This window comes from Ruegeria sp. HKCCD6647-2 (assembly GCF_057221075.1).
The window spans coordinates 61,618-77,278 of sequence record NZ_JBWVBD010000005.1 but is presented as its reverse complement, the minus strand read 5'-3'; the positions used below and the strand labels follow the sequence as shown (position 1 = coordinate 77,278).

The 15,661-nt window shown below is 58.0% G+C and carries 13 protein-coding genes; 6 read left to right on the top strand and 7 right to left on the bottom strand.

The window, feature by feature from the left end; translation table 11 throughout:
• The first annotated feature begins 36 nt into the window (after positions 1 to 36).
• Positions 37 to 2,526: a penicillin-binding protein 1A gene (locus tag AC2TDJ_RS14250; RefSeq protein ID WP_480843110.1), complete on the top strand. Its 2,490-nt coding sequence runs from the start codon at positions 37 to 39 to the stop codon at positions 2,524 to 2,526.
• Here AC2TDJ_RS14250 and AC2TDJ_RS14245 read toward each other — a convergent pair.
• On the bottom strand, positions 2,520 to 3,329 hold the full coding sequence (locus AC2TDJ_RS14245) for an aminoglycoside phosphotransferase family protein (RefSeq protein ID WP_480843662.1): 810 nt from the start codon (positions 3,327 to 3,329) through the stop codon (positions 2,520 to 2,522). The two genes, AC2TDJ_RS14250 and AC2TDJ_RS14245, sit on opposite strands and share 7 nt — an antisense overlap.
• Positions 3,330 to 3,430: 101 nt before the next feature.
• On the opposite strand from AC2TDJ_RS14245, the gene prfB reads away from it, so the two are divergent.
• The 3 genes from prfB to AC2TDJ_RS14230 all read left to right on the top strand — a co-directional run bounded on the left by prfB (position 3,431) and on the right by AC2TDJ_RS14230 (position 6,956).
• Positions 3,431 to 4,558 carry a peptide chain release factor 2 gene (prfB, locus tag AC2TDJ_RS14240; protein ID WP_480843109.1) on the top strand — a complete coding sequence of 376 codons (1,128 nt, stop codon included), beginning with the start codon at positions 3,431 to 3,433 and terminating at the stop codon, positions 4,556 to 4,558.
• A 189-nt stretch (positions 4,559 to 4,747) separates the two neighbouring features.
• Positions 4,748 to 6,145: an amidase gene (locus AC2TDJ_RS14235; RefSeq protein ID WP_480843108.1), complete on the top strand. Its 1,398-nt coding sequence runs from the start codon at positions 4,748 to 4,750 to the stop codon at positions 6,143 to 6,145.
• 28 nt (positions 6,146 to 6,173) lie between these two features.
• Complete coding sequence (locus tag AC2TDJ_RS14230; RefSeq protein WP_480843107.1) at positions 6,174 to 6,956, top strand: DUF2189 domain-containing protein; 783 nt, start codon at positions 6,174 to 6,176, stop codon at positions 6,954 to 6,956.
• A gap of 16 nt (positions 6,957 to 6,972) precedes the next feature.
• Here AC2TDJ_RS14230 and AC2TDJ_RS14225 read toward each other — a convergent pair whose 3' ends face one another.
• The 4 genes from AC2TDJ_RS14225 to AC2TDJ_RS14210 form a co-directional block, all read right to left on the bottom strand.
• Positions 6,973 to 7,686: a helix-turn-helix domain-containing protein gene (locus AC2TDJ_RS14225; RefSeq protein ID WP_480843106.1), complete on the bottom strand. Its 714-nt coding sequence runs from the start codon at positions 7,684 to 7,686 to the stop codon at positions 6,973 to 6,975.
• Between the two features lie 304 nt (positions 7,687 to 7,990).
• The gene (gene ilvN / locus AC2TDJ_RS14220; RefSeq protein ID WP_480843105.1) at positions 7,991 to 8,551 is read right to left on the bottom strand and encodes an acetolactate synthase small subunit; all 561 of its coding nucleotides are present in this window, start codon (positions 8,549 to 8,551) and stop codon (positions 7,991 to 7,993) included.
• Positions 8,548 to 9,816 (bottom strand): glycosyltransferase family 87 protein, encoded by a 1,269-nt coding sequence (locus AC2TDJ_RS14215; RefSeq protein ID WP_480843104.1) that lies wholly within the window; start codon positions 9,814 to 9,816, stop codon positions 8,548 to 8,550. Before AC2TDJ_RS14215 ends, ilvN begins: the two co-directional genes overlap by 4 nt.
• A gap of 71 nt (positions 9,817 to 9,887) precedes the next feature.
• Complete coding sequence (locus tag AC2TDJ_RS14210) at positions 9,888 to 11,639, bottom strand: acetolactate synthase 3 large subunit (RefSeq protein ID WP_480843103.1); 1,752 nt, start codon at positions 11,637 to 11,639, stop codon at positions 9,888 to 9,890.
• A 422-nt stretch (positions 11,640 to 12,061) separates the two neighbouring features.
• Between AC2TDJ_RS14210 and AC2TDJ_RS14205 the strand changes: the two genes are divergently transcribed.
• Complete coding sequence (locus AC2TDJ_RS14205) at positions 12,062 to 12,907, top strand: HalD/BesD family halogenase (RefSeq protein ID WP_480843102.1); 846 nt, start codon at positions 12,062 to 12,064, stop codon at positions 12,905 to 12,907.
• Positions 12,908 to 12,957: 50 nt separating this feature from the next.
• Positions 12,958 to 13,347 (top strand): bleomycin resistance protein, encoded by a 390-nt coding sequence (locus AC2TDJ_RS14200; RefSeq protein WP_480843101.1) that lies wholly within the window; start codon positions 12,958 to 12,960, stop codon positions 13,345 to 13,347.
• Between the two features lie 73 nt (positions 13,348 to 13,420).
• Here AC2TDJ_RS14200 and AC2TDJ_RS14195 read toward each other — a convergent pair whose 3' ends face one another.
• Positions 13,421 to 14,065, bottom strand: coding sequence for a response regulator transcription factor (locus tag AC2TDJ_RS14195; RefSeq protein ID WP_480843100.1), 645 nt, complete (start codon positions 14,063 to 14,065; stop codon positions 13,421 to 13,423).
• Entirely contained in the window at positions 14,065 to 15,498 is a 1,434-nt protein-coding gene (locus AC2TDJ_RS14190; protein WP_480843099.1) for a cache domain-containing protein, read from the bottom strand. The genes AC2TDJ_RS14195 and AC2TDJ_RS14190 overlap by 1 nt, the downstream gene beginning before the upstream one ends.
• Between the last annotated feature and the right edge of the window lie 163 nt (positions 15,499 to 15,661).

The window sequence follows — 15,661 nt, the reverse complement described above, 5'->3', positions numbered from 1 at the left end:
CCTATATAGGCGGCACCGCGAATAAAAGGCAGTAACGTGATCCGGTTCATTCTTTCGTTTTTCGGGGCGATATTCAGCCTCGTGACCTTGGGTATTTTCATGGCGGCCCTCACTGTGGGTGCTGTGTTTTGGATGTACGGGCGCGATCTGCCCAGCCACGAGTCGTTGGCGCAGTACAAGCCGCCGACAATCAGCCGAATTTACTCGGGCGAAGGGCAACTGATCGACGAGTTTGCACAGGAACGTCGGCTATTCACGCCGTCCGAGGAAATCCCGGATCTGGTGAAGCAGGCGTTCATTTCCGCTGAAGACAAGAATTTCTATACGCATCAAGGCTATGACCCGCGCGGCATCATCGCGGCGGGTGTCGAGGCAGTGAAATCCAAGGGTGAAAACGTCCGCGGCGCGTCCACCATCACACAGCAGGTGATGAAGAACTTCCTGTTGTCGGGTGATCGCCGCGCCGAACGTAAGATCAAGGAGATCATCCTTGCTACCCGGCTTGAGGATACGTTGGACAAGGAGCAGATCCTCGAGCTCTATATGAACGAGATTTTTCTGGGCCAAAACTCCTACGGGGTGACTGCGGCTGCGCAGACGTACTTCAACAAAACCTTGCAGGAACTTGCCCCGCATGAGGCCGCGATGCTGGCTGCGATGCCGAAAGCACCGTCGGACTACCACCCTGTCCGGCAAAAGGAGCGCCTGCTGGCCCGCCGCAACTACGTGCTGCGCGAGATGCGGCAGAACGGCTATATCGATCAGGCGACCTATGAGACCGAGGTCGAAATGCCTCTGCGTTCGGTCCAGAACGGAGATTTCGAAAGTTTCCGCACTGCGCTGCCGCCACGCGACTACTTCACCGACGAAATTCGCCGTCAGCTGAGCGAAGATTTTGGCGAGGGTGAGTTCTTTACCGGTGGTTTCACCGTCCGCGCCTCGGTGGACGAAGAGATGCAGGTCGAGGCTGCCCGTGCGCTGCGTGAGGCGTTGCAGAAATACGACCGTTCGCGCGGAAAGTGGCGCGGTACAGGTGAGGTGATACCGGAAGAAAAACTCGCGGATGAAACCCAGTGGCGTGAGGCTCTGGCCATAATGGAAATCCCGCGTGATGTTGTGCTGCCGACGCGATGGTACCCGGCGGTGGTCCTCAGCGTTGCGGATCAGCAACTGACCGTTGGGGTCGAGGACGGCCCCGCCGATGGCATCATCCCGCGCTCCGACATCAATTGGATGCAGGGCGATTTTGCGGCCAACTTCAAACGCGGCGACGTCATTCTGGTCATGGCCGCGGAAGAGGGGCAATGGTCCGCGCGTCAAGTGCCCGAAGTGCAGGGCGGGTTCGTTGCGATGGACGTGAACTCAGGTCGCGTTCTGGCGATGCAAGGTGGATTCTCCTATCAGGACTCGGTGTTCAACCGCGCTACGCAAGCGCAGCGCCAGCCGGGCTCGAGCTTCAAGCCCTTCGTCTATGCGGCGGCGCTGGACAGTGGTTACAGCCCCGCGACCATCGTCGTCGACGCCCCGATCGAGGTAAATACCCCACAGGGACTTTGGCGACCCAAGAATTCGACGAACAAATTCTACGGACCCACGCCGTTGCGCACCGGGATCGAACAGTCGCGGAACCTGATGACCATCCGTCTGGCGCAGGAAGTCACCATGCCGGTTGTCGCAGGTTATGCCGAGCGCTTTGGTGTCTATGATCACATGGGCGCGTTCCTGGCCAATTCTCTGGGGTCCGAGGAGACGACGTTATACAAAATGGTCGCCGCCTATGCGATGTTCGCGAATGGCGGAGAACGGGTTGAGCCCACTCTGGTCGACCGTATTCAGGACCGCTTTGGCAAGACAATCTATCGCCATGACGACCGCCAGTGTCTGGATTGCAACTCCTCCTGGATCGAACCGGACGAGTCCCCTCAGATCGTTACTGATCGCCATCAAGTCATGGATGCGATCACTGCCTACCAGCTGACATCGATGATGAAGGGGGTTGTGGATCGCGGCACTGCATCTCGCGTCGTTAACCTGCCGGTGCCCACTGCGGGAAAGACCGGCACGACGAACGAATCGAAAGATGCGTGGTTCATAGGCTTCACCTCGAACATCGTGGCAGGTTGCTATATTGGCTATGACCGTCCGCGCCCGATGGGGCGTGGTGCCTATGGCGGCACAATGTGCGGCCCCGTTTTCCAAAGCTTCATGGAAAAGGCCGTCGAGAAATATGGCGGCGGTCCCTTCGAAGTGCCGCCGGGCGGTCATTTTATCAAGATCGACCGTTTTAGCGGCGCCCGCCTGCCTGAAGACGCGACTGGCGAGTATGTTGTGGCGGAGTATTTCAGGGACGGTGTCGACGGCTTCATCGACCGTGTCTATGACGGTGGTTTCGCGATGGGTTCGGATTTGCCGTTGTTCGAAGAGGTCAGCAATTCCGGCCACCAGGTCACGACATCCACAGGTGACACGGTCACGGTTGGTCCCAACGCAAGCCAGGGCGATTTACAGGGCGGTGGGCTTTACTGATCAGCGATACGTAGCAGCAGGTGGAGTAGGTCTGCCTCGCTGTCTTCCGTGATCGCTCCGGATGACCGCCAATAGATCGACAAAGCACATTTTGCTGCGGCCCATTGTGAAAGACGTTCGATGGGGACGTTCAGTGCATTGGAGTACAGCACCAAGCACCGCTTGATCTGCTCCGGTCGGCGAACCAGATCCGGCATACCTTTGGGGTGACGAATTGCGTTGGCCAGTTCGAAAGCCGGGTCGCCGAAATATCCCTTTGCATCAATGATTTTCGGGCCGGCATCCGTCAGCATGACATTGTCGGGATGAAGATCGCCGTGTAACGCGGCCTGGCTTTTCTGACTTGCAAGCAACCTCTGCGCCAGAATAGTGGCTTGGTGCATATCCTGCGCCAGAACTGCAGGGCAGGTGCCTGCAAACACTGCCGTGAAAAGCGGCGTGAAAACCTCGTCTAACGGCTTCAACCCGGTCACATTGGTCCGAGGGTTTTTGTGAAGCCTGCGCGCTGTTTCGGCCAACAACTCAACCGCTCGGTCGGGCGCGCCGTTTCGCGCGACATCGCCGAGAGAAGGGCCGTCGATCCACTCCATGAGAACGGCGTTACTCTCTACGGCGATGACCTTGACGGCGCCGCGATCCCGCCAAGCAGTCAAAAGGCGCGTGCCCGGTGTTTCGTTGCCGCGATCATAGCGGCGATAGAGCTTGAGGGCCGCGAATGCGCCGTCAGCCATTGCGACTTTCCACACCCTTGCCTGCCCGGTATCGGCGACTTGCATGATGGGCGTCAAAGACCACCTTTTCATAATCTGATCCGGTATGGTCTGCATTCAGGTCCTGCCTGTCTTGTGGTGCCTCGCACCTCTTGCTATCACGCAGGCCTGATTGAGCAAGTTGGGACCTGACCATGCGCGCCGAAACCCAGAACATCGTGGCGGAAATCGAAAAGTCGCTGGAGCTGCTGGCGCAGCGCATGGACTATGAAACCGCACCGCATCGGCTTGAGGAATTCAATGCTCGCGTCGAGGACCCGAACCTGTGGGACAATCCTGAAAACGCCCAGAAACTCATGCGTGAGCGTCAGATGCTGGTGGATGCCATCGAGACTTACGAGTCGATCAAGACCGATCTGAGCGACAACATCGAGTTGATCGAGCTGGGCGAGATGGAGGAGGACGAAGAGGTCGTTCAGGATGCCGAAGATGCGATCAAAAAGCTTCAGTCCAAAGCCGCCAAGAAAGAGCTTGAGGCGCTGTTGGATGGCGAGGCGGATGGCAATGACACGTTCCTCGAAATCAACTCGGGCGCCGGGGGTACGGAAAGCTGCGACTGGGCCTCGATGCTGGCGCGGATGTATGTCCGTTGGGCTGAAAAAAAAGGCTATACGGTCGAGCTGCAATCCGAGACCGCGGGTGAAGAGGCGGGGATAAAATCCGCCGCCTACAAGATTTCCGGTCACAACGCCTATGGCTGGTTGAAATCGGAAAGCGGCGTGCACCGTCTGGTGCGGATCTCGCCCTTTGACTCGGCGGCCAAGCGACATACGTCGTTCAGCTCGGTCTGGGTCTATCCGGTGGTGGATGACAATATTGAAATCGACGTGAACCCGTCGGATATTCGTATTGATACCTACCGGTCTTCCGGCGCGGGTGGTCAGCACGTGAACACCACTGACTCAGCAGTCCGGATCACGCATATTCCAACCGGGATCGTTGTAACCTCGTCCGAGAAATCGCAGCACCAGAACCGCGATATCGCGATGAAGGCGCTGAAATCGCGCCTGTACCAGCAGGAGCTGGACCGCCGCAATGCCGATATAAACGCGGCCCACGAGGCCAAAGGGGACGCAGGCTGGGGCAACCAGATCCGGTCTTACGTTTTGCAGCCTTACCAGATGGTCAAGGACTTGCGAACCAATTATGAAACGTCTGATACCAAGGGTGTTCTCGACGGTGATCTGGACGGGTTCATGGCGGCAACGCTGGCCCTGGACGTGGCAGGAAAAAGCCGGTCAGAAGCACAGGGCGACGGGTAAGCTCTGAAAGGGGGCTCTGCCCCCGTCTCCGCAGGCGGAGACTCCCCCGGGATATTTTGGGCCAGATGAAGCGGATCCCGTTTGTCGCGGTGCACCGAGAAAAGATACATTCAAACAATGGGTTTAAATGGTTCGGGGCCTTGGCTAGGCTGATCCGCAAAAGCAAGGGCTTGTGCGAGTGGGAGCCAGATGGACCTGACCCGGATTTCTGCTGAACAACTGCTGGATGACCTGTCTTCCAGACGCGTCTCGTCGGCGGAAGTGATGCGTGCGACTCTGGACCGGATCGGTGCAGTGAATGGCCGTGTAAATGCCATCGTCGCGTTGCGCGATGAGGCCGATCTGCTGGCCGAGGCAGAAAAGCTGGATTCAGGCCCCAACCGCGGCCCGTTGCATGGATTGCCCATTGCGGTGAAAGATCTGGTCAACGTGGCCGGGATCGTGTCGTCTCAGGGCTCGCCCTTGTTTCGAGATCATTTACCACATGTCGACGATCTTCTGGCCGCGCGGTTGCGCGCGGCGGGTGCCATTCTGATCGGTAAGACCAACACCCCGGAATTTGGTTTGGGTTCGCACACGTTCAATCCGGTCTACGGGGCGACGCGCAACCCTTACGATCTTGCGTTGTCCTGCGGTGGGTCCTCGGGAGGATCAGCAGTGGCTCTTGCCACGGGCATGCTGGCTTTGGCCGACGGATCGGACATGATGGGCAGCCTGCGCAATCCGGCGGCCTGGAACAATGTTTACGGGTTCCGACCCACCTGGGGGAAAGTGCCCTCGGAACCCGTGGGGGACGGCTATTTGCATCAGTTGTCCACGCTGGGCCCCATGGCGCGCAGCCCTGCCGATATCGGTGTTCTGCTGGACGTGATGTCCGGCCCAGACCGACGCCAGCCGCATTCATTGCCGTACCAACCTGTATCACCGGTCCAAGCCACAGATCTTAAAGGGTTGCGAATTGGCTGGCTTGGGGATTGGGGCGGGGCGTTTCCATTCGAGGCCGGTATCCTCGAACTGTGTCAGCAGGCGTTGGATGTACTTTCGGATCTTGGCGCTGATGTCGAATTGTTGCCGCCCCCGTTTGATGCCGAGAGGATTTGGAACAGCTGGATCACCTTGCGATCATGGAGCGTTGCGGCAGGACTGCAACCTTTGGCCGACCGAAAAGCGTCAATGAAGGACACTGCGCAATGGGAGCTTGATCGGGGACTTGCATTGAGCGCGATGGAGATTCATCACGCCAGTGTCACACGGACCGAATGGTTCCGGCGCACGGATGCGTTGTTTCAGGCGCATGATGTGCTGATCCTGCCGACCGCGCAGGTTTGGCCCTTTGAGATCGAGAGGGAGTACCCGACCGACATCGCGGGCACTGCAATGGACACCTATCACCGATGGATGCAGGTTGTGACACCCGTCAGCCTGCTGGGTCTGCCAAGCCTGTCGATGCCGGCGGGTTTTGGATCCGGCGGCCTGCCGATGGGGCTACAGATCTTTGGTCCGCGCGGGTCCGACGCGGATCTGTTGTCGATCGGTGAGACGTACCATGCGGCGACCGGATGGCCGCAGAAAAGACCGGCTGATTGAAACAGTCGATGGGGAGGAGAGACTGAGAATGGAAAAACCCTTTGGCGTACCGACACTAAGGCCTGTTGATACAGGAATGCTGAAAGAGGCGCTGCGCCGCGCCTGGAGTGATTTCCGCCGCGCACCGTTTTTTGGGTTGCTGTTCGCTGGGTTCTACGTTCTGGCAGGGTGGATGATGGCCTGGATCACTCTGAAAACCGGAACCTCATACTGGCTGGTGCTGGCAGCAATCGGGTTTCCGCTGATCGGGCCATTTGCCGCCGTGGGGCTGTATGAGGTTTCGCATCGTCTCGAACAAGGCGAGCCGCTGGATTTCGGAGCAATTTTCGGTGTTGTCATACACCAGGGCCGCAGGCAGCTGCCTTCGATTTGTGCAATCATCGTGGTCATGTTCTTGTTCTGGTTCTTTCTGGGGCACATGATTTTCGCTCTGTTCATGGGCCTGTCGACGATGACGAATGTTACCTCTTCGTTGGAAGTGTTCTTCACTGCACAAGGGTTGACAATGCTGGCCGTTGGCACCGCCGTCGGGGCGGTCTTTGCCCTTATCCTTTACATGATTTCCGTCCTGTCGATCCCCATGTTGCTGGATCGAGAGCTGGATTTCGTAACGGCAATGATCTCCAGCTTTGCCTATGTCCGCGCAAACATGCCGGTAATGCTGATGTGGGGAGCATTCATTGCAGTGGCCACGTTTCTGGCCATGATCCCATGGTTTTTGGGATTGCTGATCGTGTTGCCTTTGCTGGGACACGCCAGTTGGCATCTCTATCGTCAAATAACCGAAAGCGGAGAACCGGGTACTGCCTGACCGCCAACCGGCAGGTTTAACCCGGGGCGTGCGGCGCCGCGCGCGCAAGTCGCATGGCCGCCTGCATGTCATCGTTCAGATGTCGCAGGACAAGCCGATTAAACGCAGGACGCTCGGACAAGGCGCCATAGGGGCTGACCACGTAGCCTGTCCATTCTGGCCTATCGGGGCGTGCTGACAGAACCATCATCCGGCTGTCCGCTGCGCCCCGACGTGACATCAGGGCAAAGATCTGGTCCCCGTTGCAGGAAACTATGCCTTGGATTTCCCGGTTCCTGGCGGATGACTGGGGTAACAAACGCCGTGGTTCATAGGCGCGTAGAATCGTGCTGTGGCCAATTCTGCGAATGAGCAGAAGACGATGGCTGGTTACGGATGGGTCGTCGGGAATCGACTCGGTTGCGTGGTAGAAACCTTGAACTAAGGCCGCGTCCGGATGGCTTGTCAAAAAACCGTCCAGCGCATTGGCCGCAGGATGCTTTTGGAAAGCCTGAATCTCGCCCAGCGGTTCGAGAAGTATCCGGGCGTCGACCTCGAAGAAGCGACAGATACGATCCAGTACATCTGGACGTGGAAAGCTTTCACCCGATAAGTAGCGGTTGAACTGGGTTCGATTGATGCCAAGTTCTCGGCACAGTGCCGAGATTGTCGGGAAGGTTGAGGCGAGTTGTCTGAGATTTGCGCCAAACATGTTGCGCAATTCTTCAGGTTTGCGAATAGTTTCGGTCATGCCTGTCCCAGATTTCTTGTTATTCAGGAAAACACGACCGCGTTGGCCCTAGGACCGAGCGACAGTCAAAAATCGTACAGATTACCCCAACGAACTGCCTGTGCGTTACGTTGCGTCAATCAGGCTAGCGCGTCATATTGCAAAGGCAATAGGCTTTATCCTGTTTTGCATGATCTTTTTCATGCGCGCCCCTCAATGCCTTAAAGCTGCCGAGGATTGTTTTGAATTCGCGAACAATGACAGTCGCGCGCTTTTGAAATTGCCCCGCTAGATCCTTTCCGGACAAGCGGGGCAGTCTTCAGTCTCAGTCGCCGCGCAGCAGGGCGGCCACGCCTGTTCGGGCAATCTCTACCAAGCCCAATGGGCGCATCAGATCAGCAAAGGCGTCGATCTTGTCCGGGGCGCCGGTGATTTCAAAGATGAATGAGTTCAGCGTGCTGTCGACCACGTTGGCGCGGAATATATCCGCCAGACGCAGCGCCTCGACACGTTTCTCGCCTTCGCCAACCACCTTGATGATCGCAAGCTCGCGTTCGACTGCGGAGCCTTCAACCGTCAGATCATGCACGTCGCGTACGGAAACAATGCGGCCCACCTGTGCCTTGATCTGCTCAATCACCTGCGGCGTTCCTGTCGTGACAATCGTGATCCGGCTGAGATGTCCTGTATGATCGACCTCGGCCACGGTCAGGCTTTCGATATTGTAGCCACGGCCCGAAAACAAGCCGATTACACGAGCCAGAACTCCGGGTTCGTTTTCGACCAGAACTGCGATTGTATGGCTTTCTTGCACGTCCGAGAATGAGGGCCGCAAGTTATAGGCCGAGTGGCGGGTGGAACCTTTTTTGATGTTCAGCGGTGTCATCTGAGGACCTCATTGTTGAATTCAGGCAAATCGGGGTTTCGCAGCCGATGAATGACGGCGAAAAGACAAGTCAGGCATGCGGCCAGTACGATGGGCGCAAATGAAAAGCGCACTGAAAGAGCGGTGATATCGGTCATGAGGATGACCAGTATCGCCGGAGCGGCCCCCAACCACATCAGCACGCCAAGCACGTAACCAAAGCGGTTGGCGGTCAGAATGCCGGCCCGGAGCAGGAAGAGGGCAGCCGGGGCCAGAATGGCGCTTTCGTAGTGCCAGAAGTACGGGCTGGCTACCATGATCGCCAAAAGCAGCGTCGCCGCGCGCAGATCGAAATCGATCTTCGGGCTGTACCACGCTACCGCCACAGTGATCGCGGCCAGACCGGTCGTGATCCATTGTATGGCAAGTGCCGTGGGTTCGGGAACTCCCAGCCCTGCGAGTACGGAATACAGGCTGATCATAAGGTGATTTGCGGCGGCGGCCTCACGCACAAGCCCAAAGTGATGCTGCGTCAGTTCATTCATTGCAGTCCAGTATTCAACCCCCATGATGAAGGTCGAAACCGCTGCCAGCAACACGGTGGTTACGATTGCAGCGGCAATTGTGCGCCATGCAAAACAGGCTAACAGGGCGACGGGTATCAATAACCCGAGTTGCGGCTTAAGCGTCAGAAAGCCGATCAGAACACCTGCCATTATCGGCCGACCGCTGCGCAACGATGCCAGCGCCGCCAGCAATCCGGCAATCCACAGGATACTGTTCTGACCGATTACAAGCGCCGGCAACATCGCCGGCGCAAATGTGAACCCGATCCAAACCGGTGTGACGCCGCCTGCAAAGGGACGGACCGCAGCCAGCATCGCCAGAACGGACAGTCCAAGGAAGATCAGCCATGCCACGGGAAATGAGAACGCGCCCAGCGGCAGGATGGCGACGAGAAAACCGGGTGGATACAACCACGGCATCCACGTGTCGCCGCGAACCCCATGAACCAGGATCAGTTGTTCGGGATCAAAAGCCGCCAGCGGGTGACCGGCATAGGCCAGCTTGGCGGCTGACCAGAACACAGTGAAATCGATCGCAATTGCCTGGATGCCATTGGTGGCGATGTTCTGCCAACTCTGCGCAACCCAAACAGCGCAAATTGCCAGCACCAGGGCCGGAACCAGCGTCCCCAACTGCCAACCGCGCTTTGTATCGAAGATGCGCAGACGTGTGTCTGCGACGGTCTTCGCGTCTGTCTGGGGCGATGAATCGAGTGGCATCAAGCCATCCTTTCTGCGCAACGAGTTTGACCCGTCAACCGTGTTTTTGACGTCCGGCGAGGTTTGCGGTGTCAGACTAGAACTGCGCCCCCGGCTTGAATAACGCCTTGGGTTTCAGCCTCACCCAGCAGCATCTCGTTGTGGGCTTTGCCGGACGGGATCATGGGGAAGCAGTTTTCGTGCTTTTCCACCAGACAGTCGAAGATCACGGGACCGTCGTAGTTGATCATCTCCATGATCGCATCATCCAGATCAGCAGGATCGCTGATCATGATGCCTTTGGCTCCGAACGCCTCGGCGAGTTTGACGAAATCGGGCAGGGCCTCGGACCAGGAATGCGAATAGCGCTCACCATGCAGCAACTCCTGCCACTGGCGCACCATGCCCAGACGTTCATTGTTCAGGATAAACTGTTTCACAGGCAAGCGGTATTGAACGGCGGTGCCCATTTCCTGCATGTTCATCAGCCAAGAGGCTTCGCCGGCTACATTGATCACCAGCGCGTCGGGGTGGGCCATCTGCACGCCGATCGAGGCCGGGAAGCCATAGCCCATCGTGCCCAATCCACCGGAGGTCATCCAGCGGTTGGGGTCCTCGAAGCCGAGGAACTGCGCGGCCCACATCTGGTGCTGGCCGACCTCGGTTGTGATGTAGCGGTCGTGCTTCTTGGTCAGTTCTTCCAGCCGCTGCAGCGCATGTTGCGGCTTGATCGACTTTTCGCTGTTCGTGAAGGCAAGGCAGTTCACCTTGCGCCAGTCCGCGATCTGGGCCTGCCACTGTTTGACAGCCGCCGCATCCGTCTTGCGCCCGCGCGCTTTCCAGACTTTCAGAACGTCTTCCAGGACATGCGCCACATCGCCGACAATCGGGATATCGACGCGGATCACCTTGTTGATCGAGGACGGGTCGATGTCGATATGCGCCTTTTTCGAGTTCGGCGAGAACGCGTCGATACGGCCGGTGATCCGGTCGTCGAACCGTGCACCGACATTGATCATCAGGTCGCAGTCATGCATCGCCATATTGGCCTCGTAGAGACCGTGCATGCCCAGCATTCCCAGCCAGTTGTCGCCCGAGGCGGGATATGCGCCCAGCCCCATCAGGGTTGAGGTGACCGGGAAGCCGGTAGCGTCCACCAGTTCGCGCAGCAACTGACTGGCGGCAGGGCCCGAGTTGATCACGCCGCCGCCGGTGTAGAATACAGGTTTCTTTGCCGTTTCAATCGCCGCAACCAGCTCGGTGATCTCTTCCAGATCGCCTTTCAACACCGGCTGGTAATGCGAGGTCGACGGCTTGGGTGGGCTGTATTCGCCAGTAGCGAACTGAACGTCCTTCGGAACGTCGACCAGTACAGGGCCTGGGCGGCCTGACGTGGCAACGTGGAAAGCCTCATGCATCGTCTCGGAAAGTGAATCCGTGTCCTTCACCAGCCAGTTGTGCTTGGTGCAGGGGCGAGTGATGCCAACGGTGTCGGCCTCCTGAAAGGCATCCGAGCCGATCATGAAGGTCGGGACCTGACCGGTCAGAACGACAATCGGGATCGAGTCCATCAATGCGTCGGTCAGGCCGGTCACCGCGTTGGTCGCGCCGGGGCCGGATGTTACCAGCGCCACGCCGGGTTTGCCGGTCGAGCGGGCATAACCTTCGGCCGCATGAACCGCGCCCTGTTCATGCCGCACCAGAATGTGACGGATGTCGTTTTGCAGAAAGATCTCATCATAGATCGGTAGGACGGCGCCACCGGGGTACCCGAATACCGTGTCCACGCCCTGATCCTTGAGGGCCTGAACCACCATCTTTGCGCCGGTCATCTCACGTGTCATCTGCTTTGCTCCGTTCGCGACATGTGTCTTGCGTTTAGCATAAAAAAAGCCCCCGAGGTTTTCGGAGGCGCATGGGTTCGATTATGGCTTACCGTTACCGGCCCATGCGCGTGGTTCCTACGATTACGACTAGCGTTCTCATCGCCAGAGGCTCCTTTTTGCTGGGGGCGACATTATGAGCGGGGGGAAGGGGCGTCAACAGGCAATTGACTCAATTTCATGATGTGAACGACGAATTTTGCGACATTTTATTGCGCAAAATGACGCACGAAGAAAACATCCGCGAATTGGCGGCCAATTCACCGGGTTCAGGCCGGCTTCCGACTGGTCTGAATGCGTCAAGGCGATGTCCGAAACGGGCCAGAGAGGCGCTTGTGACTCGGGCAGGCTGAACCTGTAGGTGCAGAACAGGGAGGCAGACCATGTTGCAGGATCTGGTAGATCTGGGAAAGTACCCGATCGATCGCCCGGACTCGTGGGTGTACGAGCAATTGATCCGGGATCTGCGGCGCGAGCTGGATCAGGATGGTTGCGCTGTCTTGCCCGGTTTTGTGCACGAACAAGGGCTTGAGCAATTGCTGCGCGAGGCTGATGCCGTCGCCCCCAATGCACATCGCTCGTTCAACCGGACAAACGCATATTTCACCAAGGACGATCCGCGCTTTGGAATTGGCCACCCGATCCGGCGTTTCTACGACCGTTCCAACGCGTTTGTACCGGCGGACAATTTTGACAAGGCGGGGCCATTACGGCGGATATACGAGCATCCGGGTTTCCTGCCCTTTATCCGCGCGGCGCTGAACGAACCCGAGGACCGGTTCTTTCGCTATGACGACCCGTTGGCGGACGTGATTATCAATGTGGTTGAAGAAGGGCAGGGTTTTCCCTGGCATTTCGACACAAACAACTACACTGTAACGCTGGCCATTCAGAACGGAGAGGCGGGCGGAGAGTTTGAATATGCGCCCAACCTGCGCAGCGCCGAGGACGAGAACTTTAGTGCGGTCACCGCGATCCTTGACGGAGGGATGGCAAACGTACGCCGGCTGGAACTACAGCCGGGTGACCTGCAGATATTCAAGGGGCGGTATTCGCTGCACCGTGTGGCGCCGGTGTCCGGCGACCGCAAGCGTTATGTCGGAATATTTTCGTTCGTCGAAACCGAGGGAATGTGCGGTGGGGTCGAGCGGACCAAACAACTGTACGGCCGGGTTTTGCCACATCACTATGATCGGGAAGGACGGCGGAAGGATCGATTGCTGGATTGATCCGGTTGAACCTGTAGACTAAGGCCGCAGCCGACCGGAGGATGCCGCTTATGTCTCGTATCTTGCAACTGACGCCCTTTGTGTTGTGTTCCTCGTTGCAGAACCAGATTGATTTCTACTGCAATCGATTGGGGTTCACCTGCGGATTTCAACAGGAGAACTACGCGTATTTGTCGTGGGGCACTGTTGCCATTCGGTTGTTGGAGTGCCCGCCACGCGATGACGGACGGCCGTTGGGCGACGATCAGTCCTATTATATCGATGTCGGTGGAATTGATGCCCTTTATGCCGATCTGGAGCCAGGCTTGAGAGACTTGCCAGCAGGGCGGGTGCGACCGCCATTTGATCAGCCCTATTTGCAACGCGAGTTCCACGTGATCGACGAAGACGGCACACTGGTCTTTTTTGGTGAAGACATCAGGCCACGCGCAGAAGGGTAGGGCTCCCGCCCGGTGTCGACGCGCCTTGCGGCGCATCTCCTCCGGTTGGGCCAGGCAGCGCTGCGCGCTGCGGTCAGAAACTGTGGCCGGTGCCCTGCAGAACGCCGTGCTCTAGCGCATAGCGGGTCAGGCCGGCGGTCGAGGATATGCCCAGTTTTCGTTTGATATTCTTGCGGTGGGTTTCGACCGTACGAACCGAGATATCCAGAGCGCTGGCAACCTCTTTGTTGGATTTGCCCTGCGCCAGTTCCAGCAGAATTGTCTGTTCGCGCCCCGTGAGTGCCTCGCGCGTGTCGTCCTGTTTGGGTTCCAGCGAGCCGCTGGCGCCGGTGCACAGATACTGCTCACCGCGCATTACGGCATCGATGGCCTGCTTGATTTCATCCGTGGGCACGTCCTTGAGCACATAGCCCTTGGCGCCATGGCTGAGCGCGGTTGAGATATATTCCGGGCTGTCATGCATCGACAGGATCAGAATTCGGGTCGCAGGCAGGCGTTCCAGAATGATCTCGGTGGCACTGAGACCACCCAGACCGGGCATGTTCAGATCCATCAGGATCACGTCAGGTTGCAGACGCACGGCCTGGTCGACGGCTTCCTGCCCGCTGGACAAGGTGCCGACGACTTCGATTTCATCATAGATTTCCAGCAGGGACTGAATGCCTTCGGCGACCATCGGATGGTCATCGACGATGAGGACTCGGATCGTATCGGGCATCAGGCACCGGCCTTTCGCTTGGGTATTGCATCATCTTGCGGCGACAGCATCCGACTGAGCGGCAGGCTGACCTCGATCACGGTGCCGCTGCGCGCGCCGCGTGATGACAGGATGCGCAGCGATCCGTCAAGCTGTTCGATGCGTTCCTGCATGTTACGCAGACCGATACCGGTGCTGATCCGGCCCGGTTCACTGCGCAGGCCGCGGCCATTGTCCGTGATCCGCATGGTCGCGCCTTTCTTGTGACCGCGCAGATCAATTGTAACGTGAGTGGCGCCAGAATGGCGTTCAATGTTTGTCAAAGCTTCTTGTGCAATGCGGTACAGGGCGATTTTGCTGTCCTGATCCAGCCGGTTGCGGAACACGACGGTGGAAAACTCGGTCTCGATACCGGTGCGTTCACGGAAATCGTCGGTGAGCGCCTTGAGCGCCGGGCCGAGCCCAAGGTCGTCAAGAACACCCGGACGCAGGTCGCGGCTGATGCGGCGAACCTCGGTGATGGCCGTGCCCAGATTGTCGATGCCTTTTTCCAGCGGCGCCTGTGCCCCCGTATCATCGCCACGGGACAACCGACGGCGGGCATTGTCCAGCGCGTAGCGAACACCGACGAGAATCTGGCTGATGCCGTCATGCAGTTCGCGCGCCACGCGACCGCGTTCCTCTTCCTGCGCGTCAAAAACCCGTTGGGTCAGCTCTTTCAGTTTGGCGTCAGCCAGCCTGCGTTCGCGGAAGTTGAGCAGCATGCCCGAGGTGAACACGATCAGCACGGCGGCCAGAACAATACCGCCGATATATAGAAAGGTGCGCTGCACGCGTGCCTCGACTTCGGCGCGCGCGTTGGCGACAGTGGCAACGATGTCGTCGATGAACACGCCTGTCCCGACGACCCAGCGCCAATCCTGCAACCCCACCACATAGGCGATCATCTGAGCCTCTTCCCCGGTCGAGGGCTTTTGCCACATGAAACTGTGCCACCCCGCTCCCTGTCGGGCGAGGCTTATGAACTCATCAACAATAGGCGTGCCGTCACTGTCGGTCAGATCAACCCAGTTTCGATTGATGAATTCGGTCTGGCGTGGGCTGACGAGATTGGTGCCGTCATAATCGTAGACGAAGAAGAACCCGTCTTTGCCGTAGATCATCGCTGACAGGATCTGCGTAACCAGCTTCTTGGCTTCGGCATCGTCTGGCGATGCGCGACCGTAAATATAAGCAAACCCATTGCGAGCCTGCGTTACATAGTTTCGCAGTTCATCCTTTTTGGCCTCGATCAGGCGCCGTTCCAGGGCCTGAATTTCGCGTTCCGCCGTGGCGCGGGATTCATAAGCAACAACAACGGCGATTGCGGCCACTGCCGCGAGCAACGGGATAGCCGCCACCAACGACAGTTTTTGTGCATAGGTCAGCGAGACCAGGTTTCGAAGTCCTCCCATGGTCGAATCGATACGCAAGACGGCGAGAAATTGCAAAAAGATTGGGCGCGTATGCAGATGCAGACGATGAATCCGTGAAACAAGGCGCCAAATCGGTCATATCATTTGTCCAAATTCCGAAAAAATCCGGCCCGACTACGTAGTACTAGGTATTCACATTCAC